Origin of the sequence: Pseudofrankia asymbiotica (assembly GCF_001983105.1) — a bacterium.
Taxonomy (GTDB): domain Bacteria; phylum Actinomycetota; class Actinomycetes; order Frankiales; family Frankiaceae; genus Pseudofrankia; species Pseudofrankia asymbiotica.
The window spans coordinates 62443-85976 of record NZ_MOMC01000044.1; the positions used below are offsets into that span (position 1 = coordinate 62443).

The 23534-nt window shown below is 73.2% G+C and carries 17 protein-coding genes; 12 read left to right on the forward strand and 5 right to left on the reverse strand.

All coding sequences use genetic code 11. The features are described from left to right. The first annotated feature begins 4 nt into the window (after positions 1-4). The 8 genes from BL253_RS21555 to lysX all read left to right on the forward strand — a co-directional run bounded on the left by BL253_RS21555 (position 5) and on the right by lysX (position 10537). Positions 5-214 (forward strand): hypothetical protein, encoded by a 210-nt coding sequence (locus BL253_RS21555; RefSeq protein WP_076818940.1) that lies wholly within the window; start codon positions 5-7, stop codon positions 212-214. Between the two features lie 82 nt (positions 215-296). Next, the gene (locus tag BL253_RS45440) at positions 297-410 is read left to right on the forward strand and encodes a DUF6893 family small protein (RefSeq protein ID WP_420801701.1); all 114 of its coding nucleotides are present in this window, start codon (positions 297-299) and stop codon (positions 408-410) included. 113 nt (positions 411-523) lie between these two features. After that, the gene (locus tag BL253_RS21560) at positions 524-3211 is read left to right on the forward strand and encodes a carbamoyltransferase HypF (RefSeq protein ID WP_076818984.1); all 2688 of its coding nucleotides are present in this window, start codon (positions 524-526) and stop codon (positions 3209-3211) included. Positions 3212-3229: 18 nt separating this feature from the next. Further along, a complete protein-coding gene (locus BL253_RS21565) occupies positions 3230-3532 on the forward strand; it encodes a HypC/HybG/HupF family hydrogenase formation chaperone (RefSeq protein ID WP_338013732.1) in 303 nt (100 codons plus the stop codon). Further along, positions 3529-4638: a hydrogenase formation protein HypD gene (gene hypD, locus BL253_RS21570; RefSeq protein WP_076818941.1), complete on the forward strand. Its 1110-nt coding sequence runs from the start codon at positions 3529-3531 to the stop codon at positions 4636-4638. The genes BL253_RS21565 and hypD overlap by 4 nt, the downstream gene beginning before the upstream one ends. Beyond that, positions 4635-5798, forward strand: coding sequence for a hydrogenase expression/formation protein HypE (hypE, locus tag BL253_RS21575; protein WP_476644118.1), 1164 nt, complete (start codon positions 4635-4637; stop codon positions 5796-5798). Before hypD ends, hypE begins: the two co-directional genes overlap by 4 nt. Before the next feature lie 288 nt (positions 5799-6086). Beyond that, positions 6087-6983 (forward strand): MBL fold metallo-hydrolase, encoded by an 897-nt coding sequence (locus BL253_RS21580; RefSeq protein ID WP_198946344.1) that lies wholly within the window; start codon positions 6087-6089, stop codon positions 6981-6983. Between the two features lie 128 nt (positions 6984-7111). Beyond that, the gene (lysX, locus tag BL253_RS21585) at positions 7112-10537 is read left to right on the forward strand and encodes a bifunctional lysylphosphatidylglycerol synthetase/lysine--tRNA ligase LysX (RefSeq protein ID WP_096336057.1); all 3426 of its coding nucleotides are present in this window, start codon (positions 7112-7114) and stop codon (positions 10535-10537) included. 95 nt (positions 10538-10632) lie between these two features. On the opposite strand, the gene BL253_RS21590 is transcribed toward lysX, so the two are convergent. Further along, a complete protein-coding gene (locus BL253_RS21590) occupies positions 10633-12048 on the reverse strand; it encodes an alpha/beta hydrolase family protein (RefSeq protein WP_241834989.1) in 1416 nt (471 codons plus the stop codon). 380 nt (positions 12049-12428) lie between these two features. Then, positions 12429-13097 (reverse strand): VOC family protein, encoded by a 669-nt coding sequence (locus BL253_RS21595; RefSeq protein ID WP_076818989.1) that lies wholly within the window; start codon positions 13095-13097, stop codon positions 12429-12431. A 232-nt stretch (positions 13098-13329) separates the two neighbouring features. Between BL253_RS21595 and BL253_RS21600 the strand changes: the two genes are divergently transcribed. Next, positions 13330-14241, forward strand: a complete 912-nt coding sequence (locus BL253_RS21600) for an LLM class flavin-dependent oxidoreductase (protein ID WP_076818942.1) — start codon at positions 13330-13332, stop codon at positions 14239-14241. 165 nt (positions 14242-14406) lie between these two features. Here BL253_RS21600 and BL253_RS21605 read toward each other — a convergent pair whose 3' ends face one another. Continuing rightward, positions 14407-14952, reverse strand: coding sequence for a cutinase family protein (locus tag BL253_RS21605; protein ID WP_241834990.1), 546 nt, complete (start codon positions 14950-14952; stop codon positions 14407-14409). Positions 14953-15525: 573 nt separating this feature from the next. Beyond that, entirely contained in the window at positions 15526-16092 is a 567-nt protein-coding gene (locus BL253_RS21610; protein WP_131831539.1) for a hypothetical protein, read from the reverse strand. Positions 16093-16241: 149 nt separating this feature from the next. On the opposite strand from BL253_RS21610, the gene BL253_RS21615 reads away from it, so the two are divergent. From BL253_RS21615 to BL253_RS21625, 3 genes are all read left to right on the forward strand, one after another. Further along, a complete protein-coding gene (locus BL253_RS21615) occupies positions 16242-17402 on the forward strand; it encodes an NADH:flavin oxidoreductase (RefSeq protein ID WP_241834991.1) in 1161 nt (386 codons plus the stop codon). A 211-nt stretch (positions 17403-17613) separates the two neighbouring features. After that, positions 17614-18438 (forward strand): isocitrate lyase/PEP mutase family protein, encoded by an 825-nt coding sequence (locus tag BL253_RS21620; RefSeq protein WP_076818944.1) that lies wholly within the window; start codon positions 17614-17616, stop codon positions 18436-18438. A gap of 69 nt (positions 18439-18507) precedes the next feature. Beyond that, on the forward strand, positions 18508-22383 hold the full coding sequence (locus tag BL253_RS21625; protein WP_076818945.1) for an NB-ARC domain-containing protein: 3876 nt from the start codon (positions 18508-18510) through the stop codon (positions 22381-22383). Positions 22384-22488: 105 nt separating this feature from the next. Here BL253_RS21625 and yaaA read toward each other — a convergent pair whose 3' ends face one another. Beyond that, positions 22489-23439 (reverse strand): peroxide stress protein YaaA, encoded by a 951-nt coding sequence (gene yaaA / locus BL253_RS21630; protein ID WP_076818946.1) that lies wholly within the window; start codon positions 23437-23439, stop codon positions 22489-22491. Positions 23440-23534: the final 95 nt, after the last annotated feature.

Genomic DNA, 23534 nt, shown 5'->3' on the forward strand with positions numbered 1-23534 from the left:
GGTCATGTCCAGCATCCGAGTCGGCAGGCCCGACGTCGCCATCGACGCCTCGGCGCACACGCCCGGCGTCCCCCAGGGGAACGCCAAGGGCGCCTACGAGCGCGAGGCCGGACACCATCCCGACGGGAAGGCCGACGCGCGCCGCTCGACCGGCATCGTGCCGGAGCGGCACAACCCGGTGCTGCCGTCGATGCCCAACATTCCGCCCCCCTGACCAGCCGGCGCGGGCCGGGCCGCCTGGCGGCCCCATACCTGTGAGGACGGACAGGCATCGAAGCAGTCGGAAGGAGCATGCCGTGCGGAAATCTCTAAAGATGATCGCGTTGGCGGCGGCGACCGGGGTCACCGGCAGAATTGCCTGGGATGAACTCCCGGCCCTGCGCCGGTACCTGAAGGTCCGGCAGATGTGACGTCGTCACCCGCCGACCCGCCCGCGTTGGACCGGCGGTCGGCCGGCCCGGTGCCCAGACCCGACGCCGTACCGGCCGACGCCGTGCCGGCCGCCGCCGTACCGGCCGACGCCGTGCCGGCCGCCGCCGTACCGGCCGACGCCGTACCGGCCGCCGCCGTGCCGGCCGACGCGCTGGTGCGCCGCCGGTTCACCGTGTGCGGCGTCGTGCAGGGCGTCGGCTTTCGCCCGTTCGTCCATGCGACGGCGACCGGCCTCGGGCTGGCCGGCTCTGTGCGCAACGACGTCGCGGGCGTGGAGGTCGAGGTCGAGGGCTCCTTCGTGGCGGTCAAGGAGTTCGAGCGCCGCCTGCGGGACGACCCGCCGCCACTCGCCGAGATCGAACGGATCACGGTCGCCGCGCTCGCGCCGCGCGGCGAGCTGGGCTTCACCATCGCCCCGTCCGAGCCCGCCAAGCCTTCCGAACCATCCGAGTCGTCCCAGCGCTCCGCCGCCGGCCGTGCCCAGGCGCCCGCCGACACGGCGACCTGCGACGCGTGCCTGCGCGAGCTCGCCGACCCCGCCGACCGCCGCTACCGGCACCCGTTCATCACCTGCACCCACTGCGGCCCGCGATTCACCATCATCACCGATCTGCCCTACGACCGGCCGGTGACGACGATGGCCGGATTCCCCATGTGCGCCGACTGCGCCCGCGAGTACGCCGACCCGACGGACCGGCGCTTCCACGCGCAGCCGATCGCCTGCCCCGCCTGCGGGCCGCGGCTGGAGTTCCGCGCGCCGGACGGGCGCCGCGTGCGCGGTGACGAGGACGCGCTCGCCGAGGCCCGGCGGCTGCTCCTCGCCGGGGGCGTGCTCGCGGTGAAGGGCGTCGGCGGGTACCACCTTGCCTGCCTCGCCACCGACGAGGCCGCGGTCGCGACGCTGCGCCGCCGCAAGCGGCGCGGCGGCAAGCCCTTCGCCGTGATGGCCGCCGACCTCGCGACCGCGCGGGCGCTGGTCGAGCTCGACGACGCCGAGACCCGCCTGCTGACCAGCCCAGCCCGGCCGATCGTGCTGGCCCGGCGTCGGGCCGACCCGCGGCCCCGGCCAGCGGACGAGGTGGCCCCGGGCAACCTCGACCTCGGGCTCATGCTGCCCTACACCCCCGTGCACCACCTCCTGTTCGGCCACCCCACRCCGACCGACGCCGAAGCCGACGCCGACGCCGACGCCGGTACGGATGCCGGCACTGATGCCGACCTCCCTGGCATCGCCGTACTGGTGATGACCTCGGGCAACCTCGCCGGGGAGCCGATCGCCGCCGATGACGACGACGCGGCGCGGCGGCTGGCCCACCTGGTGGACGGCTGGCTGTGCCACGACCGTCCCATCCACATCCCGTGCGACGACTCGGTGGTGCGGGTCGTGGACGGCGTCGAGGTGATGATCCGCCGGTCCAGAGGATACGCGCCACTGCCGATCCGCCTGCCCTTCGCCGTGGCCCCGACGTTGGCCGTCGGGGGCGATATGAAGAACGCCTGCTGTCTTGGCTCCGGCCGCTCGGCCTGRCTGTCCGGCCACATCGGCGACATGGACGACCTCGCGACCCTGACCGCCTTCGGCCGGGCGGTGACGCACCTGGAGCACCTCACCGGGGTGCGGCCGGAGCGGCTGGCCGCCGACGCGCATCCCCGATACCGCTCACGCGCCTGGGCAACGGAAAGATCCCGCGGCCTGCCCGGCCTACCCGGCCTGCCCGGCCTGCCCGGCCAACCGGCCCACCGCCCCGCGCCCGACGCGCCAGGCCCGCAGGGCCCGCCCGGCCGGCCAGCCCTGCCCGTCCGGTTCGTGCAGCACCACCACGCGCACATCGCGGCGGCGATGGCCGAGCATGACCTCGACGGAACCAGCCCCGTCATCGGCTTCGCGTTCGACGGAACGGGATACGGCACCGACGGCGCCATCTGGGGCGGCGAGGTGCTGATCGCCGACTACCGGGGGTTCCGGCGGTTCGCCCATCTCGGCTACGTCCCGCTGGCCGGCGGCGACGCGACCGTCCGGCGTCCCTACCGGATGGCGCTCGCGCATCTCGCCTCCGCCGGGATCGCCTGGGACCCCGACCTGCCACCGGTGGCGGCGGCGTCGGCCGACGAGCGCGACGTGCTCGCCCGGCAGCTGCGCGGCGGGTTCGGCGCCGTCCTCACCTCAAGCGTGGGCAGGCTGTTCGACGCGGTCAGCGCGCTGCTCGGCGTGCGCCAGACCGTGGACTTCGACGCGCAGGCCGCGATCGAGCTCGAGGCCCGGTCCCGCGGCGGCCCGCCGGACGGGTCCCGCTATCGCTTCGAGCTGTGCGAGCCCGCGAGCGATGGCGGACCTCTGATCGCCGACCCGGCGCCGGTGGTACGGGCGCTGGTAGCCGACCGGCGCCGGGGTGTCGACGTCGCCACCGCCGGCGCGGGGTTCCACGACGCGCTCGTCGCGCTGATTCTGGCGCTGGCCGAGCGGGCACGGCGCGATCTGGGGCTGGAGACGGTCGTGCTGGCCGGCGGCGTGTTCCTGAACGCGCTGCTGCTCGCGGGCGCTCGGCGGGCGCTGCTGACGGCGGGTTTCGACGTGGTGAGCGCCCGGCGGGTGCCGCCCGACGACGGTGGCCTCGCGCTCGGCCAGCTCGTCGTGGCGGCCGCCGGCGACCAGCTGGCTCGCGACGACGAGCCGGCTCCCGACGACGAGCTGATTTCCCGCGACCAGCTGGATCCCGACGACCAGCTGGATTCCGACGAGCGGCCGGTTGGACCGGCCGCGGTGGACAGGATGGGGTGAGGGCGGGTGTGTCTGGCGGTGCCGGGCAGGGTTGTCCGGACGTTCGAGCGGCACGGGACGCCGATGGCCGAGGTCGACTTCGGCGGGGTCAGCAAGGACGTCTGCCTGGCGTACCTTCCCGAGGTCGCCGTCGACGACTACGTGATCGTGCACGTCGGTTTCGCCATCCAGCGCCTGGATGAGCGGCGCGCGTTGGAGACGCTCGCCGAGTTCCGACGGTTCGGCCTGCTCGACGAGGAGTTCACCGACCCGGTCCTACCGGCGCCGCAGGATCCCGAACCCGCCGGCGGACGGACGCAGAAGGGGGCGATCGCGCCGTGAGGTATCTGGAGGAGTTCCGGGATCCCGAGCTGGCCGAGCGCCTGCTGAAGGAGATCCACACGGTGACCACCCGGCCGTGGGCACTCATGGAGGTCTGCGGCGGGCAGACGCACTCGATCATTCGTCATGGCATCGACCAGCTGCTTCCCGAGAGCATCGAGCTGATCCACGGCCCCGGCTGCCCGGTCTGCGTCACCCCGCTGGAGATCATCGACAAGGCTCTGGAGATCGCCGGCCGGCCTGACGTCATCTTCTGCTCCTTCGGCGACATGCTGCGCGTCCCCGGCAGCCGGGCGGACCTGTTCGGAGTGAAGAGCGCGGGCGGCGACATCCGGGTGGTCTACTCGCCGCTGGACGCCGTCACGCTCGCGGTCGAGAACCCGGACCGCCAGGTGGTCTTCTTCGGTATCGGATTCGAGACCACGGCGCCGGCCAACGCCATGGCCGTCCACCAGGCCCGGCGGCTGGGACTGCGCAACTTCTCGCTGCTGGTCTCGCACGTCCTGGTGCCGCCGGCGATGGCGGCGATCATGGAGTCGCCGTCCTGCCGGGTCCAGGCGTTCCTCGCCGCCGGGCACGTGTGCAGCGTGATGGGCACCGACGAGTACCCGCCGCTGGCCGAGCGGTACCGGGTACCGATCGTGGTCACCGGTTTCGAGCCGCTCGACATCCTCGAGGGCATCCGCCGGGCGGTGATCCAGCTGGAGGCGGGCCGGCACGTCGTCGACAACGCCTACCCCCGCGCCGTGCAGGCCGAGGGGAACGCCGCCGCGCGCGCGATGCTGAGCGCCGTGTTCGAGGTGACCGACCGGGCCTGGCGCGGGATCGGCACCATCCCGCGTTCCGGCTGGCGGCTCTCTCCGGAGTACCAGGAGTTCGACGCCGAGCTCCGCTTCGACGTCGGCGGCCTGCGCGCCGACGAGTCCACCGCGTGCAGGTCGGGCGAGGTGCTGCAGGGTCTCCTCAAGCCGCACGAGTGCGCCGCGTTCGGCGCCGAGTGCACGCCTCGCCACCCGCTGGGAGCGACGATGGTCTCGTCCGAGGGCGCCTGCGCGGCCTACTACCTGTACCGGCGGCTGGAACCGGCTCGGGCGGGTGCCCGGTGACCGCCGCCGAGAGGACGGTCACCGCGGTGATGGCCACCGCGGTGACCACGGTCACCGAGACAGCAAGGACCGCAGAGGCAGCAAGGACCGCCGAGGCGGTGGATCCGGCGGCGTGGAGCTGCCCGGCGCCGTTGCGGGACTCGCCGACCATCGTGATGGGGCACGGCGGGGGCGGCGCCATGTCCGCCGAGCTGGTCGAGCATCTGTTCCTGCCCGCCTTCGGCGAGGCGGCCGCGACCGAGCTCGACGACTGCGCCGTGCTCGCCGTCGGGTCGGTCCGGCTCGCCTTCTCGACCGACTCCTATGTGGTGCGCCCGCTGTTCTTCCCGGGCGGGTCGATCGGCGAGCTGGCCGTGAACGGCACGGTCAACGACCTCGCCATGTCCGGCGCGAGGCCGCTGTGCCTGTCGACGGCGTTCATCCTCGAGGAGGGGACGCCGCTGGCCGAGCTGGCGCGGATCGCGACGGCCATGGGCACGGCCGCCCGCCAGGCCGGCGTGCGCCTCGCCACCGGCGACACCAAGGTGGTCGACGCCGGCCACGGCCACGGCGTCTTCGTGAACACCGCGGGGATCGGGCTGATACCTGACGGGGTGGACATCCGCCCCGCCCGGGTCCGTCCCGGCGACGCGGTCCTGGTCAGCGGCGATCTCGGGGTGCACGGCGTCGCCGTGCTGAGCTGCCGGGAGGGCCTGGAGTTCGGCACGGCCCTGGAGAGCGACACGGCGCCCCTGCACGGCCTGGTCGCGGCCATGCTCGACCGCGGCTCCTCCGGCCGGCATCCCGATGTGCACGCCCTGCGCGATCCCACCCGCGGGGGTCTCGCGGCCTCGCTCAACGAGATCGCCCGCGCGGCCGGCGTGGGCATCGACATCGTGGAGCGGTCGGTGCCGGTACCGGAGGCGGTCGCCGATGCCTGCGGCATCCTCGGCCTCGATCCGCTGTATGTGGCGAACGAGGGCAAGCTGGTCGCGTTCGTCGCGCCCGACGACGCGGACCGGGTGCTGGCGGCGATGCGCAACCATCCGAACGGCCGAGGCGCCGCCCTGGTCGGGACGGTCGTCGAGGACCACCCGGCCATGGTCGTCGCGAGGACGGCGTTCGGGGCGACGCGAGTCGTCGACCTGCCGCTCGGCGAACAGCTCCCCCGCATCTGCTGACGAGCGGGCGCGGGCACGGAACAGCCAACGGAACAGCCAGGAGACACGGAGCGGGCACGGGACGCGGAACGGGCGCGACAGCACGGCGGCGGCAGCACGTTCAGGGCCGTGGGCGAGGGTCAGCGCGGCCAGAAGGGCCGGGGTGGCGAACGATCTCGGCCGGCCGACGCGGCGCGCGTATGCCCGGACAGCACTGGACCTCGCACGCTCGGTTCGAGCGCCGGCGGTACTCGATCCGGGCGGCCCGCGCCGCGCATATGTAACGCTGCGCATGCGTATGGTCTCGGCATGATGGGCACGTCCCCAGGCGTGACGGATTTCTCCGACGCCCATCAAACGGGCAACAAGCGGATCAGGCTGGAGGGAGCGGGCGCGACCGACAACCTGATCTACTTCGTGGGGACGGCTACGACGATCATCCGGCACGCCGGGTTCACCGTGCTCACCGATCCCAACTACCTGCATCGCGGCCAACGCGCCTACCTGGGCCATGGCCTGTGGTCGAAGCGACGCACCGAACCCGTGTTCCCCCCCGGCGGGATGCCCGCGCCGGACCTGATCGACCTGTCCCACCTCCACGGTGACCACTTCGACCGGGTCTCCCGCCGGGCACTCGCCGGCAACGTCCCGGTGATCACCACGTTGGAGGCGGCCCAGACCCTGCGTGGCCGGGGCTTCCCAGCCGCCTGTGGCATGCGGACCTGGCAGGCGGTCGACCTGACACGGGACGACGCGCAGCTGCGGGTCACCGCCACCCCGGGCCGGCACGCCCTCGGCGCGGCCCGTCGCCTGCGGCTCCCGCCCGTGATGGGCACCGTCATCGAGTTCAGCGAGCACCCGGACGCGCGCCCCTTCACGATCTACGTCACCGGCGACACGCTGCTGTTCGACGAGCTGCGCGCCGTGCGCGAGCGGTTCCCGTCGATCGACCTGATGCTGGTCCATCTCGGCGGCACCCGCATCCTGGGCATGCTCGTCACCATGGACGCCCGGCAGGGCGCCGACCTGATGGAGCTGATCGCGCCGCACACCACGGTGCCCATCCACTACGACGACTACGGCGCGTTCCGTTCCCCGCTGGCGGACTTCGAGCGCGAGATACGCGCCCGCGACCTGGACGGCCAGGTCCGTTTCCTGGCGCGAGGCGACACGCTGCCGCTTCCCGCGGCCGCCACGACCCGCTGACCTCCCCGCCCCGGCTCCACCCCTGCCTGCCGCCTGCCGCCGAGCGGTCCGCCGGAAATATCCGTCCGCACGGCCATCCGGGCAGCTTGCGACATGGCGCCGGGCGGCGCACGTAGGAGACTCGTCCGGTGACGAAGGCTACCCTGCGTACCGCCACAGTGACGCAATTCGCCCCCTCCTCGACAGACGGCCCCTCCTCGACGGATGACCCGGCGGGCACGGCGGGGACGGCACCCTCCCGCGGTGTACTGCTCGACGGCTGGCGAGACGCGGTCGCGTCGGTGGCGGCCCGGGTCCTGCTCGCGGCGGCGTGCTGGTCGCTGGTCAGCCTGGCGCTGCGGCGGGCTCACTGGGCGCGCCGCGTCGACGACCTGTTCGGGCTGGTCAACCTTCCGGTGAGCCCGAGCCTGTTCTCCACCGCCCTGCTGTTCATCGTCGCGGGCGCGGCCCGGCGGCGGATGCGGGCCGCGCTCTGGCTGCTGCTCGCGTTCCAGGCCGTCGCGGCCGGTTATCTGATCGCGGTGCTGATCGCGATCATGACCGACGCGCGGGACGTCCGGGATCTGACGGCGCTGGGCACGGTGTACCTGGTGCTCAACGCGGCGTTGACCGTGACGGTCGTGACGCTGCTGTGGCTCGCCCGGCCGGCGTTCTCCTCCCAGCTGGAGCCCGGCGCGCGATGGCGGGCGCTCGGCGTGCTCGTGGGCGGGCTGGCGGTGTCGGTGGCGTTGGCCGTGACACTCACGCTGCTGTTCCCGGACGAGCTGACCGGCACGACCCGCAGGATCGTCTGGGGAGCGCGGGCCGCGCTCGGCGTCGAGCCGAACTCGTCGGAGGTGGGCTGGCGAGGGCAGCGGGGCCACCACTGGGTCGCCGCGCTGGCGGGCCTGATCTCCGCCGCCTCGCTCATCACCGCGGCCGTGGTCTTCCTGAGGTCCGCCCGGGCCAAGGCGTACCTCACGGCGGCCGACGAGCTGACGGTGCGCGGGCTGCTGCTGCGCGCCGGGCAGCGGGACTCCCTCGGCTATTTCGCGACCCGCCACGACAAGTCCGTGATCTTCTCGCCCCGGGCCGACGCCGCCGTGACCTACCGGGTGCTCGCCGCCGTCAGYCTGGCCAGCGCGGACCCGATCGGGCCGCGCTCGGCCTGGGCGGGCGCGATCGAGTCGTGGCTCGCCGAGACGCGCCGGTTCGGCTGGTTCCCCGCCGTGCTGGCGGCCAGCGAGGAGGGCGCCCGGGCCTACGTCGCGGCCGGGCTCAAGGCGCTGCCGGTCGGGGACGAGGCGATCATCGAGGTCGCCGAGTTCAGCCTGCAGGGCCCGACGATGGAGCCGGTCCGGCGGGCGGTGCGCCGCGTCCGCCGTGCCGGCTACACCATCGCCGTGGCCCGGCACGGGACCCTGAGCCCCGCCGAGCTGGCCGAGATCGAGCGCCGCGCCGAGGACTGGCGCGGCGACGACACCGAGCGCGGGTTCTCGATGGCGCTCGGGCGGATCGGCGACCCGGCCGACGAGGCGTGCGTCGCCGTGCTCGCCCGCGACGGCGACGGCCGGCTGCGCGGCCTGCTCTCGCTGGTCCCGTGGGGCTCGCACGGGCTCTCCCTCGACCTGATGCGCCGCGACCGGGAGGCGGAGAACGGGCTGGTCGAGGCGATGGTCGCCGCCCTCGTCCAGGCGGCGGGCGACGAGCTCGGCGTGCGCGCGATCTCGCTGAACTTCGCGGCGTTCCGGGAGGTCTTCAGCGCGGCCGAACGGGTCGGAGCCCGGCCGGGCGCCCGCCTGGGCGCGCGGCTGCTCACCTTCGCCTCCCGGTTCTGGCAGATCGAGGGCCTGTACCGCTCGAACGCCCGCTACCTGCCGCGGTGGACGCCCCGCTACCTGTGCTATGACTCGGCGCTCACGCTGACGAGGGTCGCGCTCGTCGCCGGGATGGCCGAGGGATTCCTGCCGGCCCTCGCCGGTCCCCGGGAGCGCGGGCCGGGCGCGGTCGTCGAGTACGACGGGCGGGAGATGCCCTTCACCGAGGCGGTCGCGGCGCAGCGGCGTTCCGCGGTCCAGCTCGTCACGCCCCGGCGCCGGCTCGCCGAGCAGCAGCGGGTGCGGTACGCCAAGCTCGACCTGCTGCGGGCCGCGGGCATGGATCCCTACCCGGTGGCCGTCCCGCGCGACAGTGACCTCGCCGACCTCGTCGACCCGTTCGGCGGCCTCGCGCCCGGCACGCGGACCGGCTGCCGGGTGTCGGTGACGGGACGGGTCCGCGCGCTGCGTGATCACGGTGGGCTGATCTTCGCCGTCCTGCGGGAAGGCGACGCGTCGATCCAGGCGATGGTCGAGCGCGCCCGGCTCGATCCGGCCGCGCACCGGCTGTTCCGCGCGGCCGTCGATCTCGGCGACCACCTGAGCGTGACCGGCGAGGTGGTGACGTCGCGGCGCGGCGAGCTGTCGGTGCTGGTCGACGAGTGGCGGATGGCGGCGAAATGCCTGCGACCGCTGCCGGACGCCCGCGCCGGGTTCACCGACCCCGACGCCAGGGCCCGGCAGCGCCACGTCGACCTGATCGTCAACCCCGACGCCCGGAGGATGCTCACCGACCGTTCACAGGCGGTGGGCGAGATCCGCCGCTTCTTCGCCGGCAGGAGCTTCACCGAGGTCGAGACGCCCATGCTGCAGGCGGTCCACGGCGGCGCGAACGCCCGTCCGTTCGTCACCCACATCAACGCCTACGACTCGACGCTCTACCTGCGGATCGCGCCGGAGCTGTATCTCAAGCGGCTGTGCGTCGGCGGGATGCGGCGGGTCTTCGAGCTGAACAGGAACTTCCGCAACGAGGGCGCCGACGCCACGCACAACCCCGAGTTCACGTCCGTCGAGGCGTACGAGGCCTACAGCGACTACCTGGCGATGCGCGACCTGACCCGCGACCTGATCATCGCCGTCGCCACCGCCGTCCACGGCGCGCCGATCGCGCGCAGGCCAGGGCCGGATGGCCGGACCGTCGACGTCGACCTGTCCGGGCCGTGGCGATCGGTCACCGTGCACGACGCCGTCTCCGCCGCCGCTGGCCACCCCGTCACCGTCGACACGCCCCGCGACGAGCTCGCCGCCCTGTGCCGGAAGCGGGGCGTCACCCCGCCCTTCGACGCGGCCGCCGGCGCGCTCGTCGCGGCGCTCTACGACGAGCTCGTCGAGCCCGCGACCACCGAGCCGACCTTCTACCTCGACTTCCCGACCGAGACCTCCCCGCTGACCCGCGCCCACCGCCGGGACCCGCGGCTGGCCGAGCGCTGGGATCTGGTCGCCTTCGGCACCGAGATCGGCACGGCCTACTCCGAGCTCGTCGACCCGGTCGACCAGCGGGCCCGGCTCACCGAGCAGTCGCTGCTCGCCGCCGCGGACCCGGAGGCGATGCAGCTCGACGAGGCGTTCCTCTCCGCGCTCGAGTACGCGATGCCGCCGACGGGCGGCCTGGGAGTCGGGGTCGACCGGCTGGTCATGATGCTGACCGGCGCCTCCATCCGCCAGACGCTGGCGTTCCCCTTCGTCCGGCCCGTGTAGTCGCGGCGGTCAGCGGGTCGCCGAGTTCATCCGGGCTCACCGCGAATGAATCCTGCCGTCGCCGATGGCGGGTCAGGAGGCCGGGCGGGATGAGGTCAGGAGGCCGGGATGGGGGTACCGGCCTTTGCCAGCGGGACGGTCAGGGACAGCGAGAGCGAAACGCTGCCCCGGGAGTTCTGCGGCGCGAACAGGGCCGATCCGGCGACCACCTGCAGGACCAGATGGCTGCCGGGCGTCACGTGCCACGCCACCGTGGCGAGATCGACGCTGACGCTGTGCCGCTGCCCGTCGAGATCGAGCTTGACCGGGACCGCCTGGTTGTCGACGACGACGTGCCGGTCGGTGTCCACGAGCTGGGCGTACACGACCGCCCCGGCCGGGTCCGCGGTGCCCTGGTAGGCGACCGTGAGCTTCGGCGCGCCGACGATCGCGCCCGCGGCCGACGGCGGCGGGACGGCCACCTCGACGGCCGTGCCGGCGGCGGCCGGCGCGGCGGCGGTCGGCGACCCGGACGTCATGCTCGGGTCGAGCGTGAGGACGCCCTGGCCGGTGGCGGCGAGCGAACCGGCGGCGGCGAGCGGGTACGAGTCGGCGCCGTACCAGGTACCGGTGTCGTCGACGTACTCGAACCCGGGGCCGGTCGCCGTGCCCTGGCGCTGCCGGAGGTACCGGTCGAGCCAGCTGATGGTGAGCTGTTCGGTGTGGTCGGCCGGCCCGGGATTCGTCAGGCACTCGCCGTGCCCGCCGCAGAACCAGACCATCTTCAGCGGTACCCGGCCGCGCAGCGCCTGGTAGTTCCTGATGCCCTGAGCGAGCGGGAAGAGCGTGTCCACAGTGCCCTGGATGATCAGCGTCGGCACGCGGATCTTCCCGAGCAGTGCCGCCGGGCCGTGGTCGGCATACCAGTCCATGACGTCCGCCGGCGGCACGCCGAACGCGGTGGCCGCCCGGCACGAGTCGACCACATGCGTGTCGAGGCGGTTCTTGCCGCTCTGGCCGATCTGGCACAGCAGACCGGCCCAGCCGGCCTTGTTCACACCGTCGGGATAGAGGCTGTCCGGCAGGGAGTTCCAGGCGATGGACGGGACGATCGCGTCGACGCGCGGATCGGACGCCGCCGCGATGAACTGGATTCCGCCGCCGTAGCTGCCCCCGACCATGCCGACCCGGGGATCACCGGTCGCGTCGAGCTGCGTCTCCGGCTGCCGGGCGAGCCAGGCCACCAGCGCCGCGACGTCGCGGCCCTCGAACGGCGCGTAGTCGGTGTGCGCGGCTCCGCCGGAGCCGCCGAAGCCGCGCGGATCCCACGTCACGACGTTGTAGCCGGCGGCCACCAGCGGCGCGATGCTGCCTGTCGCCGCAGCCGGGTCGGTCTCACCGGGCTGACCCCAGCCGGGGCCGTCCAGCACGGTGGGAGCACGGCCGCCGGCCCGCAGGCCGGCGGCCGGGAAGAAGTGCGTCACGATCTGGGTGCCGTCGAACGACGCCACCTTCGTCGTTCTGGCGGCCACCGCCGCGCCTGTGCCCACGGCGGCCGGCGCGGCGCCGACGGCGGCCCGCGGCGCCTCCGGCTTCGAATCACCGGACCCGCCACAGGAGGCAAGAATCAGCGAGGTGAGGACCACGGCAGCCGCCAACCGCGCCGGACGCCGAACAGGATGCCGATTGGGGCGTGCCATCATCCGCACCTCTGACGGCCAGAGCCAGGCGAAACGCGCAGAGTTCACCAGGTTCAATAAACAAGACGAATCGGTGAGGTTAGCAGCGCCTCGCCGCTCGTGCTACCGGCAGATCGTCCGCGCGGTCCAAGCGGCTACGCGGCCTCGCGGGCGCGGCGGGTGRCCTGGGCCGAGCGGGCCAGGTAGGCCGGCTCCGAGAGGGCGCCGCCGGCCTATTCGGCCGCGACGCGGTTCAGCTGGCCTTCGGACAGCTGGGCCTGGGGAGGGGACGCCGCCGAGGCCTCCCACGCGAACCCGTCCGGGTCGTTGAAAGGCGCGGTGTCGCCGCCGATCACGAGCCGGTGCGAGCCGGTCCCGTCGGGAGAGACGCCGGCGTCCTTGGCGAGTGCGCGGCGCCGGTAGAGCGCCAGCTTGACGGGGCTGGAAGGAGTGTCGAACTCGACGTACATGCGGGCGAAGCTCTTCCCGACGGCGAGGCCGTGGTCTATGTAGAACCGCTTGCTCGCCACCACGTCCGCGACTCCCAGCAGGAGCACGATCTGGCCGATCTCCCGGCTGGCCGGGCCGCTGTCCTTCTTCGCCGACGTCGCGATCTTCAAGATCGTCCCGTCCGGGGCCTGGACGACGCCGCCGTAGCCCCAGAACGACTTCGTCACGGGCTTCAGCGGCGAGGCGCCGGCGTCGAGGGCGGTGCCGACGAGGCTGTCGACGTCGGCCGGCTGAGGCACGGTGAGCGACAGCGTGAACCCGCGGAAGCCGGTCGTCGGCTCGTCCGAGGCCCGGAGACGGATCTGGTCGCCCAGGTCGAAGGCGTCGTTGTAGAAGCGGCTGGCGGCGGTGGGGTCGGCCACCTCAAGGGTGACGGATTCGATGGAAGCCATGCCGATCACGCTAGGTGCGGCCCCCTACCGAACGCTTCTCCATTCCTGACCGATCCAGTCCCCTTTCCAGATGGCGACGACTACGGTGACGACGCAGCTTGGGGCGGTCGCGGCCGGTCTCCGAGTGCGAGTGGAGGTGCGGTCGACCGTGAGTGCTGTCAAGGCGCCGCCTGCGCCGTTGTCGGCGGGTTCGGTTTCGTTACGTCTTTATCCGCACGCGGTGGAGCCGCCGATGAGCGCCCGGCGGACGGTCGCCGAGCTGCGGGCGCAGGCCGCGCTGGCCAGCGACGCCGGCTTCGACGGCGTCATGACCAGCGAGCACCACGGCGGGTTCGCCGGCTACATCCCCAACCCGTTGCAGATGGCCGGCTGGGCGCTGGAAGCCATGGCCTCGGGTTGGGCGGCCGCCTGCCCGTTGCTGCTCCCGCTGCGCCCGACCGCACTGGTCATCGAGGAGACGGCGTGGCTGGCGGCCCGGTTCCCGGGCCGCGTGGGCCTGGGCGTCGCCGCCGGGTCGCTGCGGGACGACTTCGACATTCTCGGAACCAGCAAGGACGGGTTGACGCAGCGGTTCGCCGCCGGGCTCGCCGACGTGGCGGGTGCCCTGTCCGGTCGCGATCCTGGGCCGCTGGCGGGCGACCCGGCCGTCGCGGCCTGCGCCGACGCCCCGATCCCGCTCGTCAGCGCGGCCATGAGCCCGGCGGCCGTGCGCAGGGCCGCCGCCGTCGGTGCCGGCCTGCTCTTCGACTCGATGTCCGCCCTTGAACGCTGCCGCCAGCTCGCCGACGCCTACCTCGAGGCGGGCGGCGAGCAAGCCCGCGTCATCGTCCGGCGGATCTGGCTCGGCCCGCCGCCGACCAGCCGCCAGGCCAAGCAGGTGCAGGTCTACCGCGGTTACGCGGCGTCGGCGGCGGTCTCCCACTGGGCGGACGACGCTCTCGTCGCCGACGACGACCCGATCGCCCTGGCCGAGCGGCTCGCGGCCGACGTGATCACCGCCGGCTGCGACGCCGTCAACGTCCGCCTGCACGTTCCCGGCATCACCCCGGCCGAGGCGCGCCACCAGCTCGCCCAGCTCGGTGGCCTCGCCCCCGAGGTACGCGACCGCCTGGCCGGGCACGGGCGGACGACCCGAACCCGGTAACCCAGGCCGATCGCCGATCGCGGCGTCGCGGGCCGTCCGCGCCGGGTGGGCCGGATCAGGCGGGACCGGCGGAGACAGGACCGGCGGAGACGGGCGGCAGGGGCGAGGCGCCATCTACGCCCGCGATCACGACCTGCTCTGACCGGCCGCGGGCGCCGGACGGGATCAGGAGGCCTTGACCTTGCCGGCCGCGGACACCGCGCCCTGGGTGGTCATTCCGTTGGTGCCGTAGGTCAGGTGGGCCGCGCCGTTGGCGCCGTTGGCGCAGACCGGGTCACCCAACGCGCAGAACTCCTGGGACTTGGGGCCGTAGAGCTTGCTGGCGGTCGGGATGTGCTGCCCGGACAGCGCCAGCGGGTTGCCGAACACGACGACCGCCGAGACCCGCGGGGCCAGGTTCGTCGGGATGGTCTTGCCACTGCCGAGAAACGTCGGAATTCCGATCGCGATGTCAGTGACGCTGGCACCCTGCGAATATCCGCCGAGCACGAACTTGGTGTTCGGGCATTCGGCGGCCACCGAGGTGACATGGTTGGTCATGTCGGTGGCGCCGGGGCCGGCCGAGGTCTGGGCGATGTCGGCCGCGTAGTTCACGGCATACGAGTTCACCGTCTTGCCCGTCAGGTTGGCCTTCAGGGAGCTGACGAACGGGCCACCGGTGATCCCGAGGCCCGGCAGCTCACCGCTGCCGCGGGCGAAGACGACCTCCACGTCGGCGCACTTCGTGGGTGTGGACGGCCCTGTGTCGGGTCCCGGGCAACCGGAGACGCCTCCGGCCGAAGCCGCGGCCAACGCCACAAATGCAAACAGAGTTCCGTTCTTGAGCACCATCGTCGCGAGCACCTTCCTCGTCGCTGGCTGCCCGGTGGGGGGCCGGGCGCCGTCCCGGTTTGGGGGGAACCGGGAGCGGCGAGAACGTAACGAGCGCCCACAAAAGGAAAAAATGGCACCTAAGTGCCCACATAGGCCTTTAGGCCTCTGTTGCAGAGTGAAACTGCAGGCTCGGGCGATGCGGCAAACGGGTTGCCGGGACTGTGGTCCTGGCTATAAAGGACCATCGGCTGGCACTTCTAGGCTAGTGAGCCAGCTGACCAGCCAAAATCCGTGAGCGGAACTGGTCCGCCCCGCGCCCGGGGCCAGCCTTGGTCGCGTCGACGGCATCCGGGCGCCCGTGCGGCTCGGCCCCCGCCATTGACCAACGTTCAAATCCCGCGCGCGCATCCGCTCGGGAGCGCACGGACAGGCCACCGCGGGAGTGCGGACGAGTGAGGACGCGGGGTCCGCTCACATGATCGCCTGACAGATACTGACCAGACCCATGGTATTATCCGCCGCCCATCGGGCGCGACGAGGAAGCGTGTCGAGGACGTCGTCGATGTCGCGCGGCGCGGAATCGGCGAGCGCCTCGTCCACCCGGTCCCGGACCTGAATGCGCTCGTGCGGGGGGAAGGAAAAGGCGGCCAGGATTCCTGGCAACAACGCCGGGAGCTCGCCAGGTTTCAGGACGAAGTTGCCGAGGAATCCGGGCAGGGATCGGGCACGCGCTGGTCCGATCGCGTGGAAAAACGCTTCAGGCGCGGAGCACCGCCGAGTGACGTGGACATCGGTAAGCAATTCCGATGCGCACTCGTTGGAGAATTCCCAAAAGTCTTTCCAGCCACCGTGAGCTACGGCGGAGAACATCTGGGCGAACGACTCATCCGGCTGACCGTCATCAAGCCAGCGCCGCCAACGAGCCCGCAGGTCCTCCCGGGACGCGTATCCGTCGAAAAGATTCGTCCAGACCGGAGCCCACCGGTCCAGCGCACGCGCGTCCAGGGCCGAGACCATCCACAGCATGCTCACGCTCACGTCGGCACGGTATGTCCCACAAGGACACCCGGTGGCTGGTGGTGAGCAATGGTCGGCGGTGAGCGGTGGGCGATCAGTAGTGGATGGGACCGGGCGGCGCTTCGGGCGGCTGCCGGAACATCGAGGCAGGGGCTCGGATTGGACCCTTTGTGACCGCATCCACGAGTCCCGCCGCACCGACGTCCGTCGCACCGGAGGACAGCACGCGCCTGTTGGACGGCACCGACGCGGCGCCGCTGTTCACGCCCTTCTCACTKCCGGGTCTCGAGCTGCGCAACCGCTTCGTGATGGCGCCCATGACCCGCCAGTTCTCCCCGGGTGGCGTGCCGGGCGAGGACGTGGCCGCCTACTACGCGCGCCGCGCCGCGCACGTCGGCCTGGTGGTGACCGAGGGCACCTACGTGGATCACCCGTCGGCCGGGGCCAGCGACCGGGTGCCGCGTTTCTACGGTGACGACGCGCTGGCCGGCTGGCGCCGTGTGGTCGACGCGGTGCACGGCGCCGGCGGGCGGATCGTGCCGCAGCTCTGGCATCTCGGCGTGACCCGCACGCCCGGGTCGCCGCCGCATCCGTCCGCGCCGGTGCTGAGCCCGTCCGGCCTGCGGGCCGATGGCACGGCCGTCGGCGACGAGGCGACGACCGCGGAGATCGACGCACTCGTCGCCTCGTTCGCCCGCGCCGCGGCGGACGCGCGGCGGATCGGATTCGACGGCGTCGAGCTGCACGGCGCGCACGGGTACCTGCTGGACCAGTTCTTCTGGCCACAGACCAACCGCCGGGTGGATGCCTACGGCGGAAGCCTGGCCAACCGGGCCCGGGTCGGGGCGGAGGTCGTCGCCGCGGTCCGGGGCGAGGTGGGTCCCGAGTTCCCCGTGATCTACCGGTTCTCGCAGTGGAAGGGCGGCTACTACGACGCCCGCGTCGCCGACACCGCCCACGAGCTCGAGACGCTGCTCGCCCCGCTCGTCGACGCCGGCGCCACCGCGTTGCACGTCTCGACGCGCCGTTACTGGCTGCCGGCGTTCGACGGCTCGACGCGCACCCTGGCCGGCTGGGCCAAGCACCTGACCGGTCTTCCCACGATCGCGATCGGCTCCGTGGGAGTGCCGACGGCCTTCCATGACGACAAGGGCACCGTCGCGTCGCTGAGCCTCGCCCCTTTGCTGGACCTGTTCGCCCGCGACGAGTTCGACCTCGTCGCGCTCGGCCGTGCCCTGCTGTCCGAACCCGCCTGGACCAGCAAACTGCGCGACCGGCGCCTCGCCGAGATCCGGCCCTACAACCCGGCCGACGGCTCCCGGCTCACCTGACCTGACGACATGGCCGGTCCCGCCGGGGCGTCCCGGCGGGACCGGCTGGGCCCGCGGATCGCGCGGAACCACTGAAACCGAATTCGGCGGCAGCTCGCCGACGGCTGGGCCCCGCGAGCACGAGTCCCTCACACTCCAGTGCGTAGGTGAGCAGGTGCGCTGGCGCTCGACCTGAGCTGCCACGTCCAACCGACCCTGAGAGGCTTTCGCCATGGCTGACTCCGAGATCTACGAGCGCTTCCTGGCCCTGCACACCCGCGCCGGCGGGCTCGTCATGCCCAACGCCTGGGACGGGCTGTCCGCCCTCCTGCTGGCCGACGCCGGGTTCGAGGCGATCGGAACGTCATCGGCCGCGCTCGCGGCCGCCCTGGGCCGCCTCGACGGCCGGCACGCGGTCAGCCGCCAGGAGCACCTGGACCATGCGGCCCTGCTCGCCCGGCTCACCGGGCTGCCGGTCAACGGCGACTTCGAGGACGGCTACGGCCAGACGCCGCGCGACGTCGCCGCGACCGTCGAAGCCTCGATCGACGCCGGCATCGCCGGGATCGGCATCGAGGACACCTCCGGCGACCCGGAGCAGCCCATCCGCCCCTTCGACGAGGCCGTCGACCGGGTCCGCCACGCCGTCGCCGCGTCCAAGGGCCGGATCGTCGTCACCGGCCGAACCGACAACTACCTTCAGGGCCGGCCCGACCTCGACGACACCATCCGCCGCCTGACCGCCTTCGCGGAGGCCGGCGCCGACGTCCTCTACGCGCCTTTCCCGCCAGACCTCGCCGCCGTGACCGCCATCGTCAGGGCCGTCGCGCCCAAGCCGGTCAACGTCGTCGTCTCTCCCACGGACAAGACCCTGACCGTCGCCGAGCTCCAGCAGGCCGGCGTCCGACGGATCAGCCTGGGCGTGGCCCTCTACGCCCATGCCATGACCGCGCTCCAGCAGGCGGCCACCGCCCTGGCCGCCGGTGACCTCGCCACCGCCACCACTGGCATCAGCTTCGGTCAGCTGAAGCGCCTGCTCAGCCCGGCCGAATCCTGATCAAGRCCCGAGACCGGCTGGGTCATCGGTATCCTCCGGCTGAGGGCCGAGAATGGGGGTAGCGGCCGGGTGGACTACCTGTCGGAGCCAGAAATCCGGGAGTTCGCGCAAAGCTTCCTGACGCCGGAATCGGCCCGCCAGGTACTGGTGGCGGCGGGGTGGTCGCCGGAACGCGTTCCCGCGTGGAACGCGTTGAGTTCGGACCAGTTCTGGCACGAGGTCTCGGCGCTGCTCGGCCGTGGTCTGGTGAAGGACGGGCGGCGCCTGCTGTTCGCCGCGGCGGCGCGCTGGTTCCCGGCCAATCCGGTGTTCGCGGCTGGCAGAGGTCTGGCGGGCGGGCGGGTTCGGCTGGTCCCGTCGCGGGACCTGCTGCCGGTGTTGCCCGCGCGCTTCGTCGCCCGGGAGGCCGACGCCGCGGCCATGCGCGCAATCCTGTGCGACCGGCGGGCGGGGCAGGTCGTGGGTGTCGTCGGGATGGGGGGCGCGGGGAAGTCGACGCTGGCAATGGCGTTGGCGCACGACTCGGCCGTGGCGGAGGCGTTCCCGGACGGGGTGGTGTGGGTCGATGTGGGCCAACGTCCGGACGTGGATGGCAGGCTCACGGGCGTTCTGGCCGCCTTCGGCGATCCCGGGCCGGTCGTGGAAACGGCGGACGGGACAGGGCGGTTACGGGGGCTTCTGGTCGGCGCCCGCGCGCTGATCGTCCTGGATGACGTGTGGGACRTCGCGATCCTGAAAGCGTTCCGGGTGCCGGCCGGTGTACGGCTGCTGGTGACCGCGCGTTCGTGGGACGCCATGTTCGGGGACGCCACGGTCTACACACTGCAGACGGCGGACGAGGAGATATCCCGGCGGGTGCTCGCCTCCTACGCCGGCTGTGAGGTGGCCGATCTGCCAGAGGCCGCGGAGGAGATCATCCAGCGATGCGCCGGCCTGGTTTTCGCGTTGGCGCTGGTCGGCGCGATGGTCTATACCGGGCGGCGTTGGGAGACCGTCGCCAAGCGGCTTCGCCGGGCGGACCTGGCAGCCATCAACAGCCATTTCCCCGACTACCCGTACCCGACGTTGCGCGCGGCGCTGGACGCCTCGGTGAACGCCCTTCCCGACATCCAGGCCGAGCGGTTCCGTGAACTGGCGGTGTTCGAGGGGCGCGGCGCCGTCCCGCCTGAGATCGTGGTCGGCCTCTGGAGGGCGACGGGCGACCTCGACGAACTCRACGCCGAGGACCTGCTCGACATGCTCGCCCGGCAGTCGCTCGTCCGGATCGACGCGGTGTCCGGCGCGGTAACCCTGCACGGCCTGGTCTTCCAGTACGCACGCGCCGCGCTCGCCGGCGCGCGGCGGGAGAACCTGCACCGTCAGGTGGCGAGCTGGCTGCTCGAGCGCTGGGGCGGACTGGCCGACAGCCTGCCGGGGCTGCGTCAGACGATGACCTTCGATGATGTGGATCGCTACGGTCTGGCGGCGCTGGTCCCGCATCTGCTCGCCGCCGACGACTACGCCACCGTCGATCTGCTCCTTGCCGCCGAACCGCCAGCTTCCGCCGGCAGGGCGCAGAGCGTCTGGTACGCGTCGCACGAAGCCGTCGGGCGCACAGGCGACTACCTCGCCGCCGTCCGCGAGGCCTGGCGGGACGCGCGCGGCCGCCATCCACCCGACGACCCGCGCGGGATGGCCCGCCAGATCAGCTACGCGCTCGTCATCGGATCGATCACCAACCTGGCGGCGAACATCCCACCAGCCCTGCTCGTCCGCCTCGTCGAGACCGGGCACTGGCCCATGGACCGCGCGCTCGCCTTCGCCCTGGCCACTCCCAACCTGGGCGACCGCGCGCAGGCGCTGACCGAGTTGGCGCGGTCCCTGCCCGCGGAGGAACGCGGGCCCGTTCTCGCCTGGGCATCGGCTGCCGCCGCCGCGATAAGTCGTCCCGGCGCCCAGGCGCGGGCGCTGGTCGAGCTGGCGCCGCACCTGCCGGCTGATGAGCGCGAGCCCGTCCTGGCACAGGCGTTGGCCGCCGCGAGCGCGACGGACAGTCCGGACGACCGCGCGCGGAACCTGACGGCGCTCGCGCCGCACCTGCCCGCCGGCGAACGCGAGGCCGTTCTGGCGGACGCGCTGGCCGCCGCCACGGCCATCACCAGTCCGGACTACCGCACCCGGGTCCTCACCGAGCTGGCACCGCTCCTGACCGCCGAACAACTGGCCGAAGCACTGGAATCCACCACCAGCGTCACCAATCCGTATGACCGCGCGAAGGCCCTGGCCGCGCTCGCGCCGTGCCTCCCCGGCACGCTCCTGCCCCAGGTACTGACCGCCGGGATGATGATCGACCGCCCAGGCGCGCGGGCCCGCGCCCTGACTGGCGTCGCGCCGCACCTGCCCGCTGGTGAACGCGGTCCCGTCCTGGCGGACGCGCTGGCCGCGGCGACGACGATCGACCGTCCCGGTGCCCGGGCGCACGCGCTGACCGCGTTGGCGCCGCACCTGCCAGCGGACGAACGCGGTCCCGTCCTGGCACAGGCGTTGGCCGCAGCCGTCACGATTGGCCGCCCGGGCGCCAGAGCACGCGCGCTGACCGGCCTGGTGCCCCGTCTTCCCACCGAGGAACACGGGCCCGTGGTGGCGCAGGCATTGGCCGCCGCCAGCGCCATCGAGGATCCCGATGACCGTGCGCGGAACCTGACGGCGCTCGCGCGGCACCTGCCCGCCGGCGAACGCGGCGCCGTTCCGGCGGACGCGCTGACCGCCGCCACGGCCATCACCAATCCGGACTACCGCGCCCGGGTCCTCACCGCGCTGGTGCGCCTCCTGACTCCGGACCTGCTCGTGCGGGCGCTGGCCGCGGCGACAGCGATCGACCATCCGGACGGCCACGCGCGGGACCTGTCCGCGCTCGCCTCCCACCTGCCCACCGAGCTGCTGGCCCAGGCGCTGACGGGCGCCATCGCGATGCACTCGCCCGACGAGCGGGCGCACGTTCTGGCGGAGTTGGCTCCGAACCTGCCCGCCGAGCTGCTGGCGCGGGCCCTGACCGCCGCCGCGTCCATCAGCCGCCCGGGCGCCCGCGCGCGAGCTCTGGCCTCGTTGGCGCCGTACCTGCCGGCCGGCGAGCGCGTCCTGGCGGATGCGTTGACCGCGGCGCTGGGTATGCCCCGGCCGGACGAGCGTGCGCAGGTTCTGGAGGAGCTGGCGGCGCACCTGCCCCGCGACCTGCTGGTCCGCGCGTTCACCGCCGCCGCGTCGATGGACACGCCGAACGACCGTGCGCGAGCGCTGGCCGCGCTCGCGCCAGCTCTACCCGATGACCTGCTCGCGCGGGCGCTGGACATCGCCGCCGCCGACCGTGGCCACACCGACCGTGGCCACACCGGCCGTGGACAGGCCGGCCTTGACCGGGCCGTGGCTGTCGCCATGGTCTCCTTCCCCGACCCGTATGACCGCGCGCGGTTCCTCACCGCGCTCGCGGCACGCCTACCCTTCGACGGCCGTGAGCCCGTCCTGCGCCGAGCACTGGCGGCGGCCACAGCCGTCGACAGACCCCACGAACGAGCACGGGCCCTCGCCTGGCTGGCGCCACGGCTGACCGCCGCCCTTCTGGCTCAGGCCTGGGCCGTCGGGAGCGCCGAACGATACCGCCGGACGGAGACGTTGGTCGCCCTCGCGCCACATCTGCCCCCAGACCTCGCCGAGCAGGCGATGACGGTCGTCGCCTCGGTCAGGAGTCCCACCGATCGGACGCGGGTCCTGACCGCGCTGGTACCCGCCCTGCCCGCCGGCACGCGGGGCATCGGCGTGGGCCAGGCACTGGAGCTCGCCTCCAGGACGAGCCGCGCCGCTGTTCTCTCCGTCGCCCGGATGGCGCTCGCGGCCGATCCGCCGGCCGCGAAAGAGGCCGGCCCGCTGGTTTCCGCGGCGCTGCTGCGCGTCCGACGCTGGTGGCCCTGACGCGGACCTTCTCGTCGCCTCGTTGGGCCTCCGCCAGGCCGTAGCCGGCAGGTGCCGCCGGGAGCGACGCTGTCGAAGCGAGCCGCGGACCAAGGCGGCCGCCAGTTAGCCGCTAATCCCGGTGCCGACAGCCGGGTTCCAGCGGGTGATGATGTCGAGGGCTGGCGCGGTGGCGGTGCCGCGGGGCTCGGCTGCCAGGCCGGCGGACTCGGCCACCTCGACCACGTCGTCGACGGTCTTCACCGGGCGGCCGGCGGCTTCGGCGAGCAGGAGAGCTCGGGTCAACAGGCCCTTCGCCTGTTTCGCCTGGTAGCTGAGCGAGCGGCGGACCCAGCGCCCGTCGACGAGTTTCTCGGTCAGCGCGCGCACGGGCAGGGCGTTCGTCCGGATCGGCCCGGAAAGCCTGGGCACGGTCGCGTAGTCCGACGAGCGCAGGTCCACGACGAGGTGCTCGCCGACGGCGGCCGGGGCTGGCGGCGGGGCGGCCCTGGTGGCGCTTCCGTTCCCGGCCGTCACCTCGTCGGCCCCGGCGCGCCCGTCGGCGGCGGCCGGGGCGGACACAAGCAGGTCCGGCAGGACCAGGGCGAGCCTCGCGCGCCAGAACGTCGCGAGCACCGTCGGCGCGGCACGGCCATCCAGGCCGGGAATGGCCGCCGCCATGCCGACGCGGTGGTCGGGCACCGGCTCGGCCGCGCCGATCAGGCCGAACGCGCCGTTGGAGACGAACAGCGCGCGGTCGGCCGCGGCCCGCGCGGCGGGCGGAAGCGTCGCCGGGGCCAGCGCCTCGTAGAGCACGCCCACGAACCGATCAAGCGCCGGCCTTGTCGGCGCGTCCACGATCGCGGCGTTGGCGGCCAGGTCCGCCTCGGCCCGCGAGGCCGGCAGCCGAAGCGCGACGATCGCCGCCGCCGGGTCGTCGCGGCAGAAGGCCGCGACGGCCTGTGTCACCTCGGCGCGGGCGGCCGCGAGCGGGCCGTCGCCGAACCCGGCGACCCGCAGCGACGGCCCGTCGCCGCCTTCGGTCTTCGCCTCGCTCGGCGGCAGCAGGATCCGCACCTACCCGACCTCATTTCCCGCGATTCCCGTGATCTGGGCGTCCCGATGCCACCCGACGATCGGGCCTACGGCGCCAGCGCGGCAGGGAGAAGCGT